This window comes from Pseudomonas sp. GW821-FHT05H12 (genome assembly GCF_059419385.1).
On the sequence record NZ_JBWKRS010000034.1, the window covers coordinates 1 to 20319 of the forward strand.

At 60.1% G+C, this 20319-nt stretch carries 18 protein-coding genes; 13 read left to right on the plus strand and 5 right to left on the minus strand.

Annotated features, from left to right (window positions below):
- Positions 1-193: 193 nt before the first annotated feature.
- Positions 194-433: a DUF1161 domain-containing protein gene (locus AC07SU_RS24460; protein ID WP_176994609.1), complete on the plus strand. Its 240-nt coding sequence runs from the start codon at positions 194-196 to the stop codon at positions 431-433.
- On the opposite strand, the gene AC07SU_RS24465 is transcribed toward AC07SU_RS24460, so the two are convergent.
- Complete coding sequence (locus AC07SU_RS24465; RefSeq protein ID WP_176994610.1) at positions 434-856, minus strand: PA0061/PA0062 family lipoprotein; 423 nt, start codon at positions 854-856, stop codon at positions 434-436.
- Between the two features lie 142 nt (positions 857-998).
- Here AC07SU_RS24465 and AC07SU_RS24470 point away from each other — a divergent pair, with 142 nt between their 5' ends.
- On the plus strand, positions 999-2042 hold the full coding sequence (locus AC07SU_RS24470; protein WP_494998478.1) for an aminopeptidase: 1044 nt from the start codon (positions 999-1001) through the stop codon (positions 2040-2042).
- A 95-nt stretch (positions 2043-2137) separates the two neighbouring features.
- Here AC07SU_RS24470 and AC07SU_RS24475 read toward each other — a convergent pair whose 3' ends face one another.
- Entirely contained in the window at positions 2138-2797 is a 660-nt protein-coding gene (locus tag AC07SU_RS24475; RefSeq protein ID WP_494998479.1) for an HAD family hydrolase, read from the minus strand.
- Entirely contained in the window at positions 2794-3336 is a 543-nt protein-coding gene (locus AC07SU_RS24480; protein WP_027608127.1) for a gamma carbonic anhydrase family protein, read from the minus strand. The genes AC07SU_RS24475 and AC07SU_RS24480 overlap by 4 nt, the downstream gene beginning before the upstream one ends.
- Positions 3337-3390: 54 nt before the next feature.
- On the opposite strand from AC07SU_RS24480, the gene prlC reads away from it, so the two are divergent.
- The 3 genes from prlC to AC07SU_RS24495 all read left to right on the plus strand — a co-directional run bounded on the left by prlC (position 3391) and on the right by AC07SU_RS24495 (position 7892).
- Positions 3391-5490 (plus strand): oligopeptidase A, encoded by a 2100-nt coding sequence (prlC, locus tag AC07SU_RS24485; RefSeq protein ID WP_494998480.1) that lies wholly within the window; start codon positions 3391-3393, stop codon positions 5488-5490.
- Positions 5487-5762 (plus strand): YheV family putative zinc ribbon protein, encoded by a 276-nt coding sequence (locus AC07SU_RS24490; protein WP_010207776.1) that lies wholly within the window; start codon positions 5487-5489, stop codon positions 5760-5762. The genes prlC and AC07SU_RS24490 overlap by 4 nt, the downstream gene beginning before the upstream one ends.
- A 126-nt stretch (positions 5763-5888) precedes the next feature.
- Positions 5889-7892 carry a M3 family metallopeptidase gene (locus AC07SU_RS24495; protein WP_494998481.1) on the plus strand — a complete coding sequence of 668 codons (2004 nt, stop codon included), beginning with the start codon at positions 5889-5891 and terminating at the stop codon, positions 7890-7892.
- A gap of 2 nt (positions 7893-7894) precedes the next feature.
- Here the strand turns inward: AC07SU_RS24495 and AC07SU_RS24500 are convergent, their stop codons facing one another.
- Entirely contained in the window at positions 7895-8542 is a 648-nt protein-coding gene (locus AC07SU_RS24500) for a dual specificity protein phosphatase family protein (RefSeq protein ID WP_176994616.1), read from the minus strand.
- Between the two features lie 274 nt (positions 8543-8816).
- On the opposite strand from AC07SU_RS24500, the gene AC07SU_RS24505 reads away from it, so the two are divergent.
- From AC07SU_RS24505 to AC07SU_RS24530, 6 genes are all read left to right on the plus strand, one after another.
- Positions 8817-9569, plus strand: coding sequence for a gluconate 2-dehydrogenase subunit 3 family protein (locus AC07SU_RS24505; protein WP_494998482.1), 753 nt, complete (start codon positions 8817-8819; stop codon positions 9567-9569).
- Between the two features lie 2 nt (positions 9570-9571).
- Positions 9572-11356, plus strand: coding sequence for a GMC family oxidoreductase (locus AC07SU_RS24510; RefSeq protein ID WP_494998483.1), 1785 nt, complete (start codon positions 9572-9574; stop codon positions 11354-11356).
- Between the two features lie 12 nt (positions 11357-11368).
- Positions 11369-12667 carry a c-type cytochrome gene (locus AC07SU_RS24515; protein ID WP_494998484.1) on the plus strand — a complete coding sequence of 433 codons (1299 nt, stop codon included), beginning with the start codon at positions 11369-11371 and terminating at the stop codon, positions 12665-12667.
- 81 nt (positions 12668-12748) lie between these two features.
- Positions 12749-13807: a PA0069 family radical SAM protein gene (locus AC07SU_RS24520; RefSeq protein ID WP_176994620.1), complete on the plus strand. Its 1059-nt coding sequence runs from the start codon at positions 12749-12751 to the stop codon at positions 13805-13807.
- A 233-nt stretch (positions 13808-14040) separates the two neighbouring features.
- Positions 14041-14772: a carbonic anhydrase gene (locus tag AC07SU_RS24525; protein WP_176994621.1), complete on the plus strand. Its 732-nt coding sequence runs from the start codon at positions 14041-14043 to the stop codon at positions 14770-14772.
- 85 nt (positions 14773-14857) lie between these two features.
- Positions 14858-16399 carry a SulP family inorganic anion transporter gene (locus AC07SU_RS24530; RefSeq protein WP_494998485.1) on the plus strand — a complete coding sequence of 514 codons (1542 nt, stop codon included), beginning with the start codon at positions 14858-14860 and terminating at the stop codon, positions 16397-16399.
- Positions 16400-16506: 107 nt separating this feature from the next.
- Here AC07SU_RS24530 and AC07SU_RS24535 read toward each other — a convergent pair whose 3' ends face one another.
- A complete protein-coding gene (locus AC07SU_RS24535) occupies positions 16507-17154 on the minus strand; it encodes a hypothetical protein (protein ID WP_494998486.1) in 648 nt (215 codons plus the stop codon).
- A gap of 369 nt (positions 17155-17523) precedes the next feature.
- On the opposite strand from AC07SU_RS24535, the gene coxB reads away from it, so the two are divergent.
- Entirely contained in the window at positions 17524-18651 is a 1128-nt protein-coding gene (gene coxB / locus AC07SU_RS24540) for a cytochrome c oxidase subunit II (protein WP_494998487.1), read from the plus strand.
- Positions 18652-18709: 58 nt separating this feature from the next.
- Positions 18710-20293 (plus strand): cytochrome c oxidase subunit I, encoded by a 1584-nt coding sequence (gene ctaD / locus AC07SU_RS24545; RefSeq protein WP_017137901.1) that lies wholly within the window; start codon positions 18710-18712, stop codon positions 20291-20293.
- The last annotated feature ends 26 nt before the right edge of the window (positions 20294-20319 follow it).

A 20319-nucleotide genomic window follows, 5' to 3' on the forward strand; every position in this document is an offset into this window, starting at 1 on the left:
CCCCCCCCCTCCCCCCCCCCCCCCCCCCCCCCCCCCCCCCCCCTCCCCCCCCCCCCCCCCCCCCCCCCCCGGCTCCTACAGTGGGGTTTAAAACATCTGCGTCAAATCAGAACTCGTGTTTCATCGATGTGGTCCTATAGGCTATGCAGCCTAGGCGCACACCCGTGCGCAGTGCATTCAGGGAGCTTCACACATGAAACGTTTTGCCTTGGCGATCATCTGCGGTGTTCTGGCCACCTCGGCCGTGGCCGCTCCAAAAGATTGTGAAGAGCTCAGGAAAGAGATCGAGGTCAAGATCCAGGCCAATGCCGTGCCGTCCTACACCTTGGAGGTTGTCAGCAAGGAAGAAGCTGACAAGCACGACGTGGCCATGGTCGTCGGCAGCTGTGAGAACGGCACTAAGGCAATCATCTACCAGAAAAACAACGACTGATCAGAGGCAGTTCACACTGCGTTCTTCGGCCAGCAACTTGCCAGCAGCGTCATACAGCCGGATGTTGGGCGTGAATGCCAGCGAGCGTCCTTCCAGTTGATAGTGCTGCCCCGCCCGGAAGTTGTCGTATTGCAGGGTCATGAAGCAGGTGCGGTCGCGCGTCTGGTCCAGCCCGCCGATCCCCGTGCCGGTGTTCACCTCGAAATCGAAGCGCACCATCAGTTCATGGCTGCCCGGCGGCACCTGGAAGAAACGCCCATCGTTGAGGTTCTTGCCGTCCAGGCGCTGGGCCATTACCAGCTTGGCACCGGGTGTCGGGGTGATGAAGTCGACCCAGGCCTGGTGCGGGTCCGCCGGGGGTATCGGGGTTGTCGCGCACGCTGTGAGAAGCACGGCGGCGAGGGGAAGCAAGAGCTGGCGCATGGCAGGCACTCAACGGTTGGAAAGAATTGAGCCTGGCGCGGATGGCAGCAGACTCCCTGTGAGTATAAACACGCCACGCCATGGAAAAATTCCGTGCAGGCAGGATAGTCTGGCGAGCCAATAACCCAGGAGTGCTCAGGGCATGGTCAGGCGTTTTCTTCCAGGGTTGCTGGCGGTGCTGCTCAGCGGCTGTTCCAGCGTCAGTTATTACAGCCAGTTGGCCAGCGGCCAATGGCAGTTGCTGCGTGCGCGTGAGCCGGTTGCCGACGTGATCGCCGACCCTTCCCGCCCCCAGGCGTTGCGTGAGCACCTGGTGCAATCGCAGAAAGCGCGCGCCTTTGCCAGCGAACACCTGCATTTGCCCGACAACCAGAGTTACAGGTTGTACGTCGACATTGGCCGGCCTTACGTGGTCTGGAATGTCTTCGCCACGCAGGAGTTTTCCCTTTCACCTGAAACCCATTGCTTCCCCATTGCCGGTTGCGTGGCCTATCGCGGTTATTACAACCAGGGCGCGGCGCGTGGCGAGGCGGCGCTGTTGCAGCAACGGGGCATGGACGTGTCGATTGGCGGGGTGGAGGCTTATTCGACCTTGGGTTGGTTCAACGACCCGATCATGAGTTCGATGATGAACTGGGGTGATGAGCGCCTGGCCACGCTGATATTCCATGAGTTGGCGCACCAGCGTTTTTATGTGAAGGACGACACCGAGTTCAACGAGTCCTACGCCAACTTCGTCGAGCAGGAAGGCACCCGTCAATGGCGTGCGGCACGCGGCCTGGCGCCAGTCAGCGACGCGGCATTGAAGCAGCGCGACCAGTTTATCCGGCTGGTACTCGACACCCGCAAGCGCCTGGAAACGCTGTATGCCCAGCCGTTGGCCACCGATGTGATGCGCCAGGCCAAGGCCGCAGAGTTCGAGCGCTTGCGCCGTGATTACCGGCAGATGCGCGATAGCCAGTGGGCCGGGGATAAACGCTATGACGTGTGGATTAACCAGCCGATGAACAACGCGCGACTGTTGCCGTTCGGGCTGTATGACCAGTGGGTACCGGCGTTTGCGGCGTTGTTTCGGCAGGTGGATGGGGATTGGGTGCGGTTTTTTGCGGCGGTGGAGAAGATGGGTGGGTTGCCGGTGGCGCAGCGTAAGGCGGCGTTGAAACAGTTGGAGGGTGGAGGGCCTTAGGGCCTCATCGCAAGCAAGCCAGCTCCCACAGTTGACTCCATTTCAAATGTGGAACCCGGTCAAATGTGGGAGCTGGCTTGCCTGCGATGGCAATCTCAAGGCTGCTGCAAAAACGCCTGATGCATCTGCGCCAACGTCTCAAAATGCCAAGTCGGCGCCTCGGCATTCAACTCCTCGAAGCTGCCAAACCCATACCCCACCGCCGCCGAATCCAGGCCATTGCTGCGCGCGCCGATCAGGTCGTGCTTGCGATCACCAATCATCAAGGTGGTGGCCGGGTCCAGGCCTTCTTCGCTGATCAAGTGCGCGATCAACTCGACCTTGTTGGTACGCGTGCCGTCCAACTCGCTGCCGTAGATCACCTTGAAATACTTGGCGAAATCGAAATGCCGGGCGATTTCGCGGGCGAACACCCAGGGCTTGGAGGTGGCCACGTAGAGCTGGCGGCCTTGGCTGCTCAGGTCTTCCAGTAACGGCATCACGCCCTCGAACACGCGGTTCTCATACAGGCCGGTGACCTTGAAGCGCTCGCGATAAAAATTCACCGCCTCCCACGCCTTGGCCTCATCGAAGCCGTAGAACTGCATGAAGGCTTGCAGCAGCGGCGGCCCGATGAAGTGTTCCAGCTTCGTCAGGTCCGGCTCGTCGATGCCCAGCTTGCCGAGGGCGTACTGGATCGAACGGGTGATGCCTTCACGCGGGTCAGTGAGGGTGCCGTCGAGGTCGAACAGCACGGTGGGGTAATTCAGGGTCATTGATCGAATCCTTCGGCCAGGTGCAGGTCTTTGAGCTTCACGTAGTTCGCCGCGCTGTAGGTGAAAAAGGCACGCTCCTTGTCAGTCAGCGGGCGGATTTGTTTAACCGGGCTGCCCACGTACAAAAAGCCGCTGTCGAGTTTCTTGCCCGGTGGCACCAGGCTGCCGGCGCCGATGATCACGTCATCCTCGACCACGGCGCCGTCCATCACGATGCTGCCCATGCCGATCAAAATGCGATTGCCGACGGTGCAGCCGTGCAGCATGACCTTGTGGGCGATGGTCACGTCGTCACCGATCAGCAGCGGGAAGCCGTCCGGGTTGAACGGGCCGGCATGGGTGATGTGCAGCACGCAGCCGTCCTGCACGCTGGTGCGGGCACCGATGCGGATGCGGTGCATGTCGCCACGGATCACCGTGAGTGGCCAGACCGAGCTGTCGGTGCCGATTTCGACATCGCCGATCACCACCGCCGAAATATCGACAAAAGCCCCGGCGCCCAGGGTTGGCGTGTGGTTCTGATAGGTGCGAAGGGTCACGATAGCTTCTCTCTCTTCTGCTGATAGCTGCGGTGGGCATTGATTGTAATTAAGATGGCCCCATCTTTGTTCTTACATGTTTCTTCAGCCAAGGTACCCACCGTGAGCGCGAACAACCCACTTTTGCAGTCCTACGACCTGCCGCCGTTCTCGGCGATCCGTGCCGAGCACGTCCAGCCGGCCATCGAACAGATCCTCGCCGACAACCGCGTCGCCATCGAAGGCATCCTGCAAAGCCAGGGCAAAAACCCTACGTGGGCAGGCCTGGTGCTGGCCATGGATGAGCTGAATGATCGCCTGGGCGCTGCCTGGAGCCCGGTCAGCCACCTCAACGCTGTGTGCAACAGCGCCGAATTGCGTGAGGCGTACGAAAGCTGCCTGCCGGCGTTGAGCGCCTACTCCACCGAGATGGGTCAGAACCGTGCGCTGTTCCAGGCCTTCGAAGCCTTGGCCAACAGCCCGGAAGCCGCGGGTTTCGATGTGGCGCAGAAAACCATCCTGGAACACTCCCTGCGCGACTTCCGCTTGTCGGGTATCGATTTGCCTCCCGAGCAGCAAAAACGCTACGCCGAAGTGCAGAGCAAACTGTCTGAGCTGGGCAGCAAGTTCTCCAACCAGTTGCTGGATGCCACCCAGGCCTGGGCCAAGCACATTACCGATGAAGCCACCCTCGCCGGCCTGACCGATTCGGCCAAGGCGCAGATGGCCGCCGCTGCCCAGGCCAAGGGCCTCGACGGCTGGCTGATCACCCTGGAGTTCCCGAGCTATTACGCGGTGATGACCTACGCCCAGGACCGCGCACTGCGTGAGGAAGTTTACGCAGCCTACTGCACCCGTGCGTCGGACCAAGGCCCGAATGCCGGTCAGAACGATAACGGCCCGGTGATGGAGCAGATCCTCGACCTGCGCCAGGAACTGGCTCAGTTGCTGGGCTACGCGTCCTTCTCCGAGCTGAGCCTGGCCACCAAGATGGCCGAGTCCAGCGACCAGGTGCTGAGCTTCCTGCGCGACCTGGCCAAGCGCAGCAAGCCGTTTGCCGCTCAAGACCTGCAACAGCTCAAGGCTTACGCCGCAGAACAAGGCTGCGCCGACCTGCAAAGCTGGGACAGCGGTTTCTACGGCGAAAAACTGCGCGAGCAGCGCTACAGCGTGTCCCAGGAAGCCCTGCGTGCCTACTTCCCCATCGACAAAGTACTGGGCGGCCTGTTTGCCATCGTGCAACGCCTGTACGGCATCGAGATCGCCGAGCAAAAAGGCTTCGACACCTGGCACCCGGACGTCCGCCTGTTTGAAATCAAGGAAAACGGCCAGCACGTGGGCCGCTTCTTCTTCGACCTGTACGCCCGCGCCAACAAGCGTGGCGGCGCGTGGATGGACGGCGCGCGTGACCGCCGCCGCACGATCGATGGCGTATTGCAAAGCCCGGTGGCCAACCTGGTGTGCAACTTCACACCGGCCGACAGCGGCAAGCCTGCCCTGCTGACCCACGATGAAGTGACCACGCTGTTCCATGAGTTCGGTCACGGCCTGCATCACTTGCTGACCCGCGTTGAACACGCCGGCGTATCCGGCATCAACGGCGTGGCTTGGGATGCGGTGGAGCTGCCGAGCCAGTTCATGGAGAACTGGTGCTGGGAGCCTGAAGGCCTGGCGCTGATCTCCGGCCACTACGAAAGTGGCGAACCACTGCCACAAGACCTGCTGGAAAAAATGCTCGCGGCCAAGAATTTCCAATCTGGCCTGATGATGGTGCGCCAGTTGGAGTTCTCGCTGTTCGACTTCGAGCTGCACGCCACTCACGGCGACGGCCGCAGTGTTGCCCAGGTGCTGGAGGGTGTGCGTGATGAGGTGTCGGTAATGCGTCCGCCGGCCTACAACCGCTTCCCCAACAGCTTTGCGCATATCTTCGCGGGTGGTTACGCGGCGGGTTACTACAGCTATAAGTGGGCGGAAGTGCTGTCGGCCGATGCCTTCTCCAAGTTCGAAGAAGATGGCGTGCTCAACCCCGACACCGGCCGTGCCTTCCGCGAAGCGATCCTGGCCCGTGGCGGTTCCCAGGCGCCGATGGTGCTGTTCGTCGATTTCCGCGGACGCGCGCCGTCGATTGACGCACTCTTGCGCCACAGCGGCCTGAGTGAGGACGCGGCAGCATGAGTGAAGGGCCTGTGATTACCAAGAAACAATTTATCGCCGGGGCGGTCTGCCCGGCGTGCAGCGAACCGGACAAGTTGAAAATGTGGACCGAGGACAACGTGCCGCACCGCGAGTGCGTGGCCTGCGGTTATACCGACACGCTGAATGACCAGGGCTTGTCGGTGCCCAAGGAATTGGGCACGCGGGTGAATACGTCGGCGTTGAAAGCGCCGGCGGACCCGAAGGTGCAGGCGGTGCAGTTTTTCCCCAATCCGAAGCTGAAAAAAGACTGACTGATTTGATGTTTTTTTGCCCTGAAACACAGGTTTCAGGGCGAAGAGCATTAAGCATCTACTCCCCTCGATTCTGTCGCGTGTTCCAGGATGGCTGCTCCCGTTTGCGGTTATCAAGGAAGCACCATGCCGGACCCCAACCCCCTGTTACAGGACTATCACCTGCCGCCTTTCTCGGCCATCCGTGCCGAGCACCTTGTGCCTGCCATCGACGCAATTGTGCTGTGCAGTCGCGCCGAAGTAGCCCGCATCATTGCCAGCCAGCAACACCACCCAAACTGGGATGATTTGATGTTGGCGATGGAAGCCGTTACCTCCCGCATTGACGAGGTGTTAACGGTGATTTACATCCTCGACAGCACCCATACCGACCTAAAGTGGTTGGAGGCCAGTGCGCAAGCCACTTTTCGGGCCTCAGCGTTCACCCAAGAGCTAACGGGTAATCAAGGGCTGTACGACTGCTACAAAGCCTTGGCCGCGAGTTCACCTGCGGCGCTGTTTGATGCATCCCGCCAGAGTTTGCTGAAGCGCACGCTGAAAAAATTTCGGCTGGCCGGCATTGAGCTGGAACCGGCTGTGCAGAAAAAACGGGTGACGCTCGACCATGAAATTGCCGGTCTCCAGCAATTGTTCCTGACCCGACTGGAACAGGCTAACAATGCGTGGCGCAAACACATCAGCGATGAATCGCGATTGCAGGGGCTCACTCCTGCCCTCAAAGCACGGATGGCACAGAAGGCGCGAGCGGCTAACTTGCAGGGTTGGCTTATAACCCTGAATGAAGAGATTTACCGGGAATGCATGGCTTATGCGCAGGATCGAACATTGCGAGAGGAGATTTTCGTTGCCTACAACACGCGTGCTTCTGATCTGGGCCCGCACGCTGGGCAGTTCGACAATGGCCCCTTGTGGCAAATGCTGAGGGTCAGCCGTCATCAGAAAGCCACGCTACTGGGTTACGCCAATTTTGTTCAGTTGGCACTCGAGCCTCAAATGTTGGAGACCGGGGATCAAGTCCTGGATTTTATTCGTGACCAAATTACGTCATCACGCGCGGTCTTTGCACATGACAAACAGGTGCTTGAGACGCTGGGTCATGAGCTTGGATTGGAAAGCCTGCAACCCTGGGATTTCGCCTTCCTGGCGCAAATCATTCGGCAACGAACCAGCGGGGTTCGCGAAGACGAACTGCGCGTCTATTTTCCACTCGACAACACCTTGTATCGGTTGTTTGCGCTTATGCAGCAGCTGTTTGGCATCGAAATCAGCGAGCTTTATGGCTTCGACACTTGGGCGCCCGGGGTCCGGCTCTTTCAGGTAACAGAGCATGGTGAAGTGCTGGGGCAGATCTTTTTTGTGCCGTATCGACAAAATGACGGGGATTATCCCTATGCAATATCGTTGAGGAACCGCTGGACCACGGCTGAAAGTCGCAGGGTGCAACCGATGGCTGTGCTGTTCACTCAGTTTGAAGGTACCCCCGATGAGCCGAGTTTGCTCGGGCATCGGCAACTCAAGATCCTTTTTCATGAGTTCGGTCATTGCTTGCAGCAAGTATTGGTGGGCGTCGGTTTCCGCACCAAAATGGGCACCGATGACTCAGGTATGGACAGCGCGGAATTTTTCGGCCAGTTCTTTGAGCGCTGGTGTGATTCGCCGGATTGTCTCGTATGGCTTTCCAGCCATTTCAAAACGGGGGTGTCTTTGCCCATGGCGATGGCTCGGCAACAAGCCCTGTATGCCGATACCCAGTCTTCCTGGGAGCGGGCAGAGTCGTTGACGCTGGCATTGTTTGATATCGAAGTACACGGCTCACAGGGCGATGGACGTACCATTGAACAAGTATTTGCGAGTGCCAATCGTGAAGTCGGTCACCTGCCGGCGCTGGACACTGTGCGTTATGTCAATGGTTTCAGCCATTTAGTATCGGGATATGAAGGTAGGTTTTATGCCTACCAATGGTCTGATGTGCTGGCGCATAAAGCCTTCAAAAGATTTGAGCGCGAAGGTGTTTTCAATGCCGCGACGGGTCGAGCGTTTCGCGAGCAGGTGCTCGCTCCTGGCCACTCTCGTTCGTTACTTGAGTCGGTTCACTTGTTTTCAGGGGAGCCCTCGGCGAGCGCGCCTTGAAATCAGGTGTCGGAATTGGCCGTGTTCATCCAGCTTTTCATTGAACACAGGGCAAAGGCGCTGGTGCTGCACTCCCCGTTCTGCAGTGCCGTGCGTAGCTTGGCGATGTCCGCCTTCATCATGTAGCGAACACCGTCCTTGAAGCCGTTGCTGCTGCCGAAGCCGCCTTGGGTCATCTCGTTCAGCGCATCTTCCTTGCTCCAGCCTTGCACCACCACGCGGTACATCGCGGCCATCAGGCCGGTGCGGTCAGAGCCGTGTTTGCAATGCATCAACACCGGGCCGTTGGCTTCGGCTTCCTGAATCGCCCTGAGCGCCGCGAGCACGTCGGAATCGTCGACATGGTTGGTGCGATAAGACAACTGCACCTGTTTGATATCGGAGGACTTCAGCCAAGGTGCATCAGATTCCGGCAGGAAGTTGATCACTGTGCCGATCTTCATTTGTTCCAGCACAGGCAGCGCGTTGCTGTCTGGCAGGGCACTGCGATACAGCGTTGGCGTCATCTGGTGCAGGTTGAATTGGTTGCCCACGGGCTGGGCCCATTCGGGCGGGCGAATAGACGTGGCATCGTCGGCTTGGGCGCAGGTGCCGATAAACAGTGCGAGGAACGCCAGGCTGAGAGCAGGCAGCAATCGGAGAGTGAACATGCGCGATATGACCAGATAAGGGTGTGTTGATGGCGCCCAGAGTGGTCTTTGCGGGGTGAATGGGGTGTGAGGTGTGCGTCAAAGAATCGTGAACAGGGGTATCTGATCCGTTGTTTTCGCCGCTGAATCGATTCTCTACGATGCTTAGCCTGCTATCATTTGTAACTATTGATTGCCAGTGTGTTCTATCCCCTTGGATCCCATGCCCTGGCAAGCCTTCACGCTGCTCTCAGAAGCGGCTGAAAAACCCGTGACCACATGATGAGGTGCACCCATGTCTGATCAAGATCAAGACAACCCCCGGCGTGACTTTTTGCGCAAATCCTTGACCTTGATCCCGATGGTCACGGTTGCCAGCACCGGCCTCGGTGGCTCGATGCTGATGGCGACACCGGAGCCGGCCCAGGCCGCTCCCGCCAAACCACCCGCCAGCGAAAAGCCCTATGAGCCGACCTACTTCACGGCCGAAGAGTGGGCCTTCATCAACGCTGCCGTCGCGCAGCTGATTCCTGCGGATGACCAGGGCCCGGGTGCACTGGAAGCCGGTGCGCCGGAATACATCGACCGCCAGATGAACACGCCTTACGCCAGTGGCGCACTGTGGTTCATGCAAGGCCCGTTCAACGCCGACGCCGCGCCAGAGATGGGTTGGCAGTCCAAACTGGTGCCCAAGGAAATCTATCGCCTGGGTATCGCTGCCACGAATGCGTGGTCGAAGGCATTCAACGGGAAAGCTTTTGCTGCGCAAGACAGCGCTACCCGAGACGATATGTTGCGTCGCTTGGAGGCTGGCGGCAGTGAAGTGAGCGAGCATTTCGAGGCGGTGCCACCGAAAATGTTCTTTAACCTGCTGCTGCAAAACACCAAGGAAGGGTTCTTTTGCGACCCGATCCACGGCGGCAACAAAGGCATGGTCGGCTGGACCATGATCGGTTTCCCCGGCGCCCGCGCCGACTTCATGGACTGGGTTGAACGCAACGAGCAATACCCCTTCCCGGCAGTTTCCATTCGCGGCGAGAGGGCATAAACGTGGCGACCATCATGAAGAAAGTAGACGCGGTGATCGTAGGCTTTGGCTGGACCGGCGCGATCATGGCCAAGGAGCTGACGGAAGCGGGCCTCAACGTGGTAGCGCTGGAGCGCGGCCCGATGCAGGACACTTACCCGGACGGCAACTATCCCCAGGTCATCGACGAACTGACCTACAGTGTGCGTAAAAAACTCTTCCAGGACATTTCCAAAGAGACGGTGACCATTCGCCATAGCGTGAATGACGTCGCCCTGCCCAACCGTCAGTTGGGCGCGTTCCTGCCGGGCAATGGCGTGGGCGGCGCAGGTTTGCACTGGTCAGGCGTGCACTTTCGTGTCGACCCGATTGAGCTGCGTATGCGCAGCCATTACGAAGAGCGCTATGGCAAAAACTTCATTCCCAAGGACATGACCATCCAGGACTTCGGCGTCAGCTATGAAGAGCTGGAGCCGTTTTTCGACTACGCCGAGAAGGTTTTCGGCACTTCGGGCCAGGCGTGGACGGTCAAGGGGCAGTTGGTGGGTGAAGGCCGTGGCGGTAACCCATATGCGCCAGATCGTTCCAACCCGTTCCCGTTGGAGTCGCAGAAAAACACCGTCTCTGCACAGCTGTTTCAGAAAGCCGCTACCGAGATCGGCTACAAACCCTACAACCTGCCATCCGCCAATACGTCGGGGCCGTACACCAATCCCTACGGCGCGCAGATGGGCCCGTGCAATTTTTGCGGGTTCTGCAGCGGCTACGTTTGCTACATGTATTCCAAGGCCTCGCCGAACGTGAACATCCTGCCAGCGTTGCGCCAGGTGCCGAACTTCGAGCTGCGGCCCAATTCCCATGTGCTCAAGGTCAACCTCGACAGCACCAAGAGCAAGGCCACCGGCGTGACCTACATCGACGGCCAGGGCCGGGAATGCGAGCAGCCGGCCGACCTGGTGATCCTCGGGTCTTTCCAGTTCAACAACGTGCGGTTGATGCTGCTGTCGGGTATCGGCAAACCTTACGACCCCATCACCAATGAAGGCGTGGTAGGCAGGAATTTCGCCTACCAGAACATGGCCACCATCAAGGCGTTCTTCGACAAGGACACCCACACCAACAACTTCATCGGTGCGGGTGGTAATGGCGTGGCCATTGACGACTTCAACGCCGACAACTTCGACCACGGACCGCATGGTTTCGTAGGCGGCTCGCCGATGTGGGTCAACCAGGCGGGCAGCCGTCCGATTGCCGGTACTTCCAACCCCCCGGGCACCCCGGCCTGGGGCAGTGCCTGGAAGCGCGCTACCGCCGATTACTACACCCACCAAGTGTCGATGGACGCCCATGGAGCCCATCAATCCTACCGGGGCAACTACCTGGATCTGGACCCGGTGTATCGCGATGCCTACGGCCTGCCGTTGTTGCGGATGACGTTCGACTGGCAGGAAAACGACATCAAGATGAACCGCTTCATGGTCGAAAAAATGGGCAAGGTCGCGCAAGCGATGAACCCCAAGGCCATTGCGTTGCTGGGCAAGAAAGTCGGGGAACATTTCAACACCGCGTCGTACCAGACCACCCACCTCAACGGTGGCGCGATCATGGGCACCGACCCGAAAACCAGCGCGTTGAACCGCTATCTGCAGTGCTGGGATGTGCACAACGTATTTGTGCCCGGCGCATCTGCTTTCCCACAGGGCCTGGGCTACAACCCGACCGGCCTGGTGGCGGCGCTGGCTTATTGGTCGGCGCGGGCGATCCGCGAGCAGTACCTGAAAAACCCCGGCCCACTGGTTCAGGCATAAGGAGCGATGACCATGAAAGCACTCGTTATCGCCTCCCTGGCGCTGTTCAGCAGCTGTTCTGTGAGCGCGGCTGAAACCGACCTGATCAAGCAGGGCGAATACCTGGCCCGCGCCGGTGACTGCGTGGCCTGCCACACCGCCAAGGGCGGTAAACCCTTCGCCGGTGGCCTGCCGATGGAAACGCCCATCGGCGTGATCTATTCCACCAACATCACCCCGGACAAAACCGGCCTGGGCGGCTATAGCTTCGAAGACTTCGACAAGGCCGTGCGCCATGGCGTCGCCAAGAGCGGTAGTACCCTTTACCCGGCGATGCCCTACCCGTCTTACGCACGCGTCAGCGATAGCGACATGCAGGCGTTGTATGCGTATTTCATGAAGGGGGTGGAACCGGTTGCCCAAGAGAACAAGGACAGCGACATTCCTTGGCCCCTGAGCATGCGCTGGCCGTTGGCGGCATGGCGCTGGATGTTCGCGCCGGCGGTTGCAGAGGCGCAGCCACAGGCGGCTGCCGACCCGGTGATCAGCCGCGGCGCCTACCTGGTGGAAGGCCTGGGCCACTGCGGTGCCTGCCATACGCCGCGTGCCCTGACCATGCAGGAGAAAGCCCTGAGTGCCACTGACGGCAATGCGTTCTTGTCTGGCAGCGCGCCACTGGAAGGCTGGATCGCCAAAAGCCTGCGCGGTGACCACAAGGACGGCCTCGGCAGTTGGAGCGAGGAACAACTGGTGCAATTCCTCAAGACCGGCCGCAGTGAACGCAGCGCGGTGTTTGGCGGTATGAGCGACGTGGTGGTCCACAGCATGCAGTACATGTCGGAAAATGACCTGACCGCTATCGCTCGTTACCTCAAAAGCCTGCCGGCGGTGGACCCGAAAGATCAGCCGCACCTGTACGACAAGCAGGTGGCTGACGCGCTGTGGAAAGGCGATGACAGCAAGCCCGGCGCCTCGGTGTATATCGACAACTGTGCGGCTTGCCACCGCACCGACGGCCACGGCTACACGCGCGTGTTTCCGGCACTGGCGGGTAACCCCGTGTTGCAGACGGCGGATGCCACGTCCTTGATCAACATCGTGTTGAACGGCGGCACCTTGCCGGCCACTCACGCGGCGCCGTCCACCTTCACCATGCCGGCGTTTGCGTGGCGCCTGTCGGACCAGGAAGTGGCAGATGTGGTCAGTTTCGTGCGTGGCAGTTGGGGTAACAAGGGCGAACCTGTGAAGGCCAGCGACGTGGCGGACCTGCGCAAGAACGACATGCGCACCACCTCGGGCGATGACCTGGGCCAAGTGACGCAAAAACACTGACGCGTACCTGACCGCCAAACGGCACTGGTCAGAACCCTTGCGCCTCGATACTGTATATAAAAACAGTATCGAGGCGTTTTCATGTCTACTCCGTTGCCGCCCCGTGGCCGGGGCACTGCCACCAACCTGCACAACCGCTTCGCGCCCACCGTCAGCGTGGTTGAGGACGACGGTTGGTATCAGGAAGTGCCACCCACCCAGGGCACTGAAGTGCGCATCGAAACGGCCAAGACCATCATCACCCGCAACAACTCGCCGGACCTGCCGTTTGATCGCTCGATCAATCCTTACCGGGGTTGCGAGCATGGCTGTATCTACTGCTACGCGCGGCCTAGCCATGCGTATTGGGACATGTCTCCCGGTCTGGATTTCGAGACCAGGTTGATCGCCAAGAGCAACGCTGCTGACGTGCTGGAGCAGCAGCTGTCGAAGCCGGGCTATGTGTGTGCGCCGATCAACCTGGGCTCCAATACCGACCCGTATCAGCCCATCGAACGCGAATACAGGATCACTCGGCAAACCCTTGAAGTGCTGCTGCGCTACCGGCACCCGGTGACGATCATCACCAAGGGCTCGCTGATCCTGCGTGACCTCGACTTGCTCACTGAGTTGGCCAGGCAGCGACTGGTGGCGGTGATGATCAGCCTCACCAGCCTGGACGACGAACTCAAGCGCATCCTGGAGCCCCGCACGGCGGCGCCCAAGGCGCGTTTGCGGGCGATTCGCGTGATGCGCGAGGCGGGTATCCCGGTGGGTGTGCTGTGCTCGCCGATGATCCCCATGATCAACGACAGCGAGCTCGAAAGCCTGCTCACGGAGGCCCACGCAGCCGGTGCACAAAGTGCGGCCTACATGATGCTGCGCCTGCCCCTTGAGGTGGCGCCGCTGTTCGAGGAATGGCTGGCGGCACATTACCCGCAGCGAGCGGCCCATGTGATGAGCCTGGTGCGGCAAGTGCGCGGTGGCGAGGTGTATGACAGCCGCTTTGGGGTGCGCATGCGCGGTGAGGGGCCGTTTGCCGATTTGCTGGCCCAGCGCTTCAGCAAGGCGATCAAACGCCTGGGGCTCAATCGTCGTGAGGGGTTTAATCTGGATTGCACAGCGTTCTGTCCGCCGGGCAGGCAGATGGCATTGTTATAGGTAGACTAGTAGGGATAAGAGCGTTCTTATTGTAGGAATGGTCGCACATTGACATCACTGAAACCCGCGATCTAGAGCGGTTTGTTCAGTTTGAATTAAGTTTCGATGGTTACCTTGTTCAACGAGTGACTGATGGGTCGCGAACCGGCTTTTGTGGCATTTCACAACTATTGCCCTGAGCCGGCGTCGAACTGGCCTGAATATTCCCCCTGCCTTAATCAAGAGGATGAATCATGAGTGACAAGGATAAACAGCCGTTGGCTGCGTCGGCATCAGCCCCTCAGGTGGCGGAAACCGCCGATGCAGCGCTGAAGCATATTGTTGACGGCTTTTTGCATTTCCATCACGACGTCTTCCCCCAACAGGAAGAACTGTTCAAGAAACTCGCCACGGCCCAGAGCCCGAGGGCGATGTTCATCACGTGCGCCGACTCGCGCATCGTCCCCGAGCTGATTACCCAAAGCTCTCCAGGCGACCTGTTTGTAACCCGTAACGTCGGCAACGTGGTGCCGCCCTACGGTCAGATGAACGGCGGTGTTTCCACTGCCATCGAGTACGCGGTGCTCGCCTTGGGCGTGCAGCACATCATCGTGTGTGGGCACTCCGACTGCGGTGCCATGCGCGCGGTACTCAACCCTGCCAGCCTGGAGAAGATGCCGACGGTCAGGGCCTGGCTGCGGCATGCCGAGGTCGCCAGGTCGATGGTTGAGGACAACTGCGACTGCGCCAACGAAGGCGAGAGCATGAAGGTGCTGACTGAAGAAAACGTCATCGCCCAGTTGCAACATTTGCGCACCCACCCTTCCGTGGCTTCGCGCATGGCCAATGGTCAATTGTTTATCCACGGCTGGATCTACAACATCGAGACCAGCGAGATCCGCGCCTACGATGCCGACCAGTCGGCCTTCCGCTCGTTGAGCGGCGACGGGCCGATCCCTTGCGCGACGCCTAAAGCGCGCTTCTAAAACACTTCCCTGCCGGGTAACGCGATGGCTGCCAATAGAGCAGCCAGGCGTTGCCACGCCCGGCGAATGCCTCGGGAGAGTCATCATGCGTGCTGCTCAATTGAAAGCTGTACTGCCGCGGGAGCTGCTCGCCTCTGTGGTTGTGTTTTTGGTCGCCCTGCCCTTGTGCATGGGCATTGCGATTGCGTCCGGCATGCCGCCGGCCAAAGGCCTGATTACTGGGATCATCGGTGGCCTGGTGGTGGGTTGGCTGGCGGGGTCGCCCCTGCAGGTCAGCGGCCCGGCCGCCGGGTTGGCGGTGCTGGTGTTCGAGCTGGTGCGTCAGCACGGCATGCTGATGCTGGGGCCGATCCTGTTGCTGGCGGGCTTCCTGCAATTGGTCGCCGGGCGCCTGCGCCTGGGTTGCTGGTTCCGGGTAACGGCACCCGCCGTGGTGTACGGGATGCTGGCGGGAATTGGTGTGCTGATCGTGCTCTCGCAAATCCACGTGATGCTCGATGGCGCGCCCAAGCCTTCGGGGTTGGATAACCTGACCGGGTTCCCGGCGGCTCTGGCTGAAGCCCTTCCGACGCTGGGTGGCGGCCTTGGCTGGCAAGCGGGGCTGCTGGGGTTGTCGACGATGCTGGTGATGTACCTGTGGGATAAATTACGCCCGCAAAGCCTGCGTTTCGTACCGGGAGCCTTGTTGGGTGTTGGTTTGACCACGGTGGTGAGCCTGGTGCTGGCCTTGCAGGTCAAGCGCGTGGAGGTTCCGGAAAACCTCGCGGACGCCATTGACTGGCTGCGCCCCAGTGACCTCCTGAACCTGGCGGACCCACAACTGCTGATCGCCGCCTTTGCTGTCGCGTTTATCGCCAGTGCTGAAACTCTGCTGTCCGCCGCTGCGGTCGACCGTATGCACAGCGGTCAGCGTTCTGATTTCGACAAGGAATTATCCGCTCAAGGTGTAGGCAACATGCTCTGCGGCCTGGTCGGCGCCTTGCCGATGACGGGTGTGATCGTGCGCAGTTCGGCCAACGTGCAAGCCGGGGCGACGACGCGTCTGTCGGCGATGTTCCACGGTCTTTGGCTGTTGGCGTTTGTGCTGTTGCTGTCGAGCGTGCTGCAGAGCATTCCAGTGGCGAGCCTGGCGGGCGTGCTGGTTTACACCGGGATCAAGCTGGTCGACCTCAAGGCGTTCAAGGCGCTGGGGCGCTATGGGCGGATGCCGATGCTGACCTATTCGGCGACGGCACTGGCGATCGTGTTTACCGACTTGCTGACGGGTGTACTGATCGGCTTCGGGCTGACGCTGGTCACCTTGGCCCTCAAGGCTTCACGGTTGAAAGTCAGCTTGATCGACCTGCCCCAGGACGGCGAGATGGAATTGCGGTTGGTCGGTGCGGCAACCTTTCTGAAAGTGCCGGCGTTGACTCAGGTGCTGGCAACGGTGCCTGCCGGGACGACCGTGCATGTGCCACTGAGCAACCTGAGTTACATCGACCATTCCTGCCTGGAGTTGCTGGAAGAATGGGGGCGTGCGAACGCGGCGAAGGGCTCGACGCTGGTGATCGAGGCGCGCGGCTTGAAGCGACGGCTGGAAGGTCGTGAGCGGACGACGGCAGGCCTGGGCTCAGCGCCTGCCTGACCACCACAAACCCCTTGTAGGAGCTGGCTTGCCAGCGATGAGGCCCGAAAGATCACCGAAATCTCAAGGCCCTTATCGCCGGCAAGCCGGCTCCTACAAAGGATGTGTCAGGCCGGCTGATCCAGCGCCAACTCAACCCCTAGCTGGCGCGACAGGCACGGCCAGCGCTTCCACGCGGCTTCCGTATCCGGGCTCTTGAGGGTCTCGCGGTAGGCCTCGACCGACTCCAGCGCAAAGCTGTCTTCGTTCAACATTTCATCCACGGCCAGGTGCACCGCTTCATCCAGCTGGTTGGCAAACTGCTCGCCAATCAATTGGTGTGCGATCAGGTTGGCAACCGTGGTGTCCGCCGGAATCAACGGCTGGCCGAAATGTTTGATGTACAGGTCGTTGACCTCTTCCACCAAACGATGGGCCAGGTAGGCCTCGTCCAGCAGGCCGTCGAGCCCTTCGTGGCCGGCCAGGATCGCAGGTGGCTGCAGGAAGAAATGCTCGGCGATTTTCAGTACCGGCTTGATCTGGCTTTCAATGCCGGCTTCGCGGGCCACGTCATTGGCGGCGTCCAGCAAGTCAGGGACGAGGTCGATGTAGGCGGTAACAAAACGGGTCATGACAATGTTGCGATCACCGTCAGCCAAAGAGATGGCCGAATGCAGGTGCGGCAATTGGGTTTCCAGTTGCTGGGCAAGCTGGCCAGTGCTGGCTTCGTGTTGATGGGCACGGGAAATCTGCTCGCGCAATGCGGCGGTGTTCATGAAAGCTCCAGTGATGCAGGCGTAGGAAAAGGGAGAGGATAAGGTAGCTCGTTTATACGAGCGCCTCAGACGCATTTGTCATAATTATTTCATGGTTATGCGCCTCCGTTATATCGAATTGCCATCGTTCGTCGGATAAACGATTCCGCCCCCGGTTTTATTGGCTCCGGCCGTCTGTTTTCGCTCATTTGCCCCTACACATTGCGGGGTTGCAGGGCGTGTCTATACTCGGATTTGTACGCAATTAGCTGATGACGCCCAACTGCATGAAGCAGGCAAGGCAAGGCGGTTGTAAGCAGTATGGAAGCCGCTCCCTTCGCCGCAGGTGCAAACCGGCGGGATAACAAGAAACATAAAGGGGAACCCGCAATGACGCGACATCCACACGTTTGGATGGGCCTACTGTTGTGGTCAGTATTCGGCCAGGCGCAAGCCGCCTGGACAACGAATATGGCGCCAGGGGCGACTGAAGTCAGCCACGCCGTGTTTGACCTGCACATGACCATTTTCTGGATCTGTGTGGTGATCGGCATTGTCGTGTTTGGCGCGATGTTCTGGTCGATGATCCTGCACCGACGGTCCACGGGCCAGGTGGCCGCCAAGTTCCACGAGAGCACGACCGTGGAAATCCTCTGGACCGTGGTGCCCCTGCTGATCCTGGTGGCCATGGCTATTCCGGCGACCAAGACCCTGATCAACATCTACGACAGCAGTGAGTCGGATATCGATATCCAGGTCACCGGCTATCAGTGGAAGTGGCACTACAAATACCTGGGCCAGGACGTGGAGTTCTTCAGCAACCTGGCCACGCCCGCCGAACAGATCCACAACCAGGCCACCAAGGGCGAGCACTATTTGCTCGAAGTCGACCAGCCTCTGGTGCTGCCGGTGGGTGCCAAGGTGCGCTTCCTGGTGACGGCGGCCGACGTGATCCATTCCTGGTGGGTGCCGGCCTTTGCGGTCAAGCGCGATGCGATCCCCGGGTTCGTCAACGAGGCCTGGACCCGCATCGAGAAGCCCGGCATCTACCGTGGCCAGTGCGCCGAGCTGTGCGGCAAGGACCACGGCTTCATGCCCATCGTGGTCGAGGTCAAGTCCAAGGCCGACTACGACACCTGGCTCGGCGAGCGTAAGGAAGAAGCCGCCAAGCTCAAGGAACTGACCTCCAAAGAGTGGACGCTGGAAGAGCTGGTGGCCCGCGGCGACAAGGTTTACCACACCACCTGCGTGGCCTGTCACCAGGCTGAAGGTCAGGGCCTGCCGCCGATGTTCCCGGCGCTCAAAGGTTCGCCGATTGCTACCGGCGCCAAGGAAGACCACCTGCACCGCGTGTATTTCGGCAAGCCCGGCACCGCCATGGCGGCGTTTGGCAAGCAGCTCTCGGAAGTGGACATCGCCGCCGTCGTCACCTACGAACGCAACGCGTGGGGCAACAACAAAGGCGACATGGTCACGCCCAAAGACGTGCTGGCTCTGAAACAGGCGCAAAGCAAATGACAGCCCTCACTGCGTATGCCCTGAACCGCCCCGCCCACTCGCTTGCAGGAGAACGGCCATGAGCACTGTGATCGACCATGGTCATGCCGACCATGCCCACGGCCCCGCCAAAGGCTTGATGCGCTGGGTGCTGACCACCAACCATAAAGACATCGGCACGATGTACCTGTGGTTCGCCTTCACCATGTTCCTGCTCGGTGGCTCGTTCGCCATGGTGATCCGTGCCGAACTGTTCCAGCCGGGCCTGCAGATCGTGCAACCGGCGTTTTTCAACCAGATGACCACCATGCACGGCTTGATCATGGTGTTCGGTGCGGTAATGCCGGCGTTTGTCGGCCTGGCCAACTGGATGATCCCGCTGATGATCGGCGCGCCGGACATGGCCCTGCCGCGCATGAACAACTTCAGCTTCTGGCTGTTGCCGGCCGCGTTCCTGCTACTGGTGTCGACCTTGTTCACCCCCGGTGGCGGGCCGAATTTCGGCTGGACCTTCTATGCCCCACTCTCCACCACTTACGCGCCGGAAAGCGTCACGTTCTTCATTTTCGCCATCCACCTGATGGGCATCAGTTCGATCATGGGTGCGATCAACGTGGTCGCCACCATCCTCAACCTGCGCGCGCCAGGCATGACGTTGATGAAAATGCCGCTGTTCGTGTGGACCTGGCTGATCACCGCCTTCCTGCTGATCGCGGTGATGCCGGTGCTGGCGGGTTGCGTGACCATGATGCTGATGGACATCCACTTCGGCACCAGCTTCTTCAGCGCGGCCGGTGGCGGTGACCCGGTGCTGTTCCAGCACGTGTTCTGGTTCTTCGGCCACCCTGAGGTGTACATCATGATCCTGCCGGCGTTCGGTGCCGTCAGCTCGATCATTCCGACCTTCTCGCGCAAGCCGCTGTTCGGCTACACCTCGATGGTCTACGCCACGGCGAGCATCGCGTTCCTGTCGTTCATCGTGTGGGCGCACCATATGTTCGTGGTCGGCATCCCGCTGGTGGGCGAGCTGTTCTTCATGTACGCCACCCTGCTGATCGCGGTGCCCACGGGAGTGAAGGTGTTCAACTGGGTCAGCACCATGTGGCAAGGCTCGCTGACCTTCGAGACGCCGATGCTGTTTGCCGTGGCCTTCGTGATTTTGTTCACCATCGGCGGCTTCTCCGGGCTGATGCTGGCGATTGCGCCTGCCGACTTCCAGTACCACGACACCTACTTTGTGGTGGCGCACTTCCATTACGTACTGGTGCCTGGCGCGATCTTCGGCATCTTCGCCTCGGCGTACTACTGGCTGCCGAAATGGACCGGCCACATGTACGACGAAACCCTGGGCAAGCTGCACTTCTGGCTGTCCTTCGTGGGCATGAACATGGCGTTCTTCCCGATGCACTTTGTGGGGTTGGCCGGTATGCCGCGCCGGGTGCCGGACTACAACCTGCAGTTCGCCGACTTCAACATGGTCTCGTCCATCGGCGCGTTCATGTTCGGCGCCACGCAGATCTTCTTCCTGTTCATCGTGATCAAGTGCATCCGTGGCGGCCCGCCTGCGCCGGCCAAACCGTGGGATGGGGCTGAAGGCCTGGAGTGGAGCATTCCTTCGCCCGCGCCGTACCACACCTTCACCACGCCGCCGGAGGTCAAATGAACACTCTGTCGAGGGTCACCTCGGTC

Excerpts from the sequence above, each read along its gene's own strand:
- AC07SU_RS24490 (WP_010207776.1), top strand. The coding sequence starts at position 5,487 with ATGAGTGAAGGGCCTGTGATTACCAAGAAACAATTTATCGCCGGGGCG.
- AC07SU_RS24495 (WP_494998481.1), top strand. The coding sequence starts at position 5,889 with ATGCCGGACCCCAACCCCCTGTTACAGGACTATCACCTGCCGCCTTTC.
- AC07SU_RS24465 (WP_176994610.1), bottom strand. The coding sequence starts at position 856 with ATGCGCCAGCTCTTGCTTCCCCTCGCCGCCGTGCTTCTCACAGCGTGC.
- AC07SU_RS24530 (WP_494998485.1), top strand. The coding sequence starts at position 14,858 with ATGCGTGCTGCTCAATTGAAAGCTGTACTGCCGCGGGAGCTGCTCGCC.
- coxB (WP_494998487.1), top strand. The coding sequence starts at position 17,524 with ATGACGCGACATCCACACGTTTGGATGGGCCTACTGTTGTGGTCAGTA.
- AC07SU_RS24500 (WP_176994616.1), bottom strand. The coding sequence starts at position 8,542 with ATGTTCACTCTCCGATTGCTGCCTGCTCTCAGCCTGGCGTTCCTCGCA.
- AC07SU_RS24475 (WP_494998479.1), bottom strand. The coding sequence starts at position 2,797 with ATGACCCTGAATTACCCCACCGTGCTGTTCGACCTCGACGGCACCCTC.
- ctaD (WP_017137901.1), top strand. The coding sequence starts at position 18,710 with ATGAGCACTGTGATCGACCATGGTCATGCCGACCATGCCCACGGCCCC.
- AC07SU_RS24460 (WP_176994609.1), top strand. The coding sequence starts at position 194 with ATGAAACGTTTTGCCTTGGCGATCATCTGCGGTGTTCTGGCCACCTCG.
- AC07SU_RS24470 (WP_494998478.1), top strand. The coding sequence starts at position 999 with ATGGTCAGGCGTTTTCTTCCAGGGTTGCTGGCGGTGCTGCTCAGCGGC.
- AC07SU_RS24520 (WP_176994620.1), top strand. The coding sequence starts at position 12,749 with ATGTCTACTCCGTTGCCGCCCCGTGGCCGGGGCACTGCCACCAACCTG.
- AC07SU_RS24525 (WP_176994621.1), top strand. The coding sequence starts at position 14,041 with ATGAGTGACAAGGATAAACAGCCGTTGGCTGCGTCGGCATCAGCCCCT.
- prlC (WP_494998480.1), top strand. The coding sequence starts at position 3,391 with ATGGCCCCATCTTTGTTCTTACATGTTTCTTCAGCCAAGGTACCCACC.
- AC07SU_RS24535 (WP_494998486.1), bottom strand. The coding sequence starts at position 17,154 with ATGAACACCGCCGCATTGCGCGAGCAGATTTCCCGTGCCCATCAACAC.
- AC07SU_RS24515 (WP_494998484.1), top strand. The coding sequence starts at position 11,369 with ATGAAAGCACTCGTTATCGCCTCCCTGGCGCTGTTCAGCAGCTGTTCT.
- AC07SU_RS24505 (WP_494998482.1), top strand. The coding sequence starts at position 8,817 with ATGTCTGATCAAGATCAAGACAACCCCCGGCGTGACTTTTTGCGCAAA.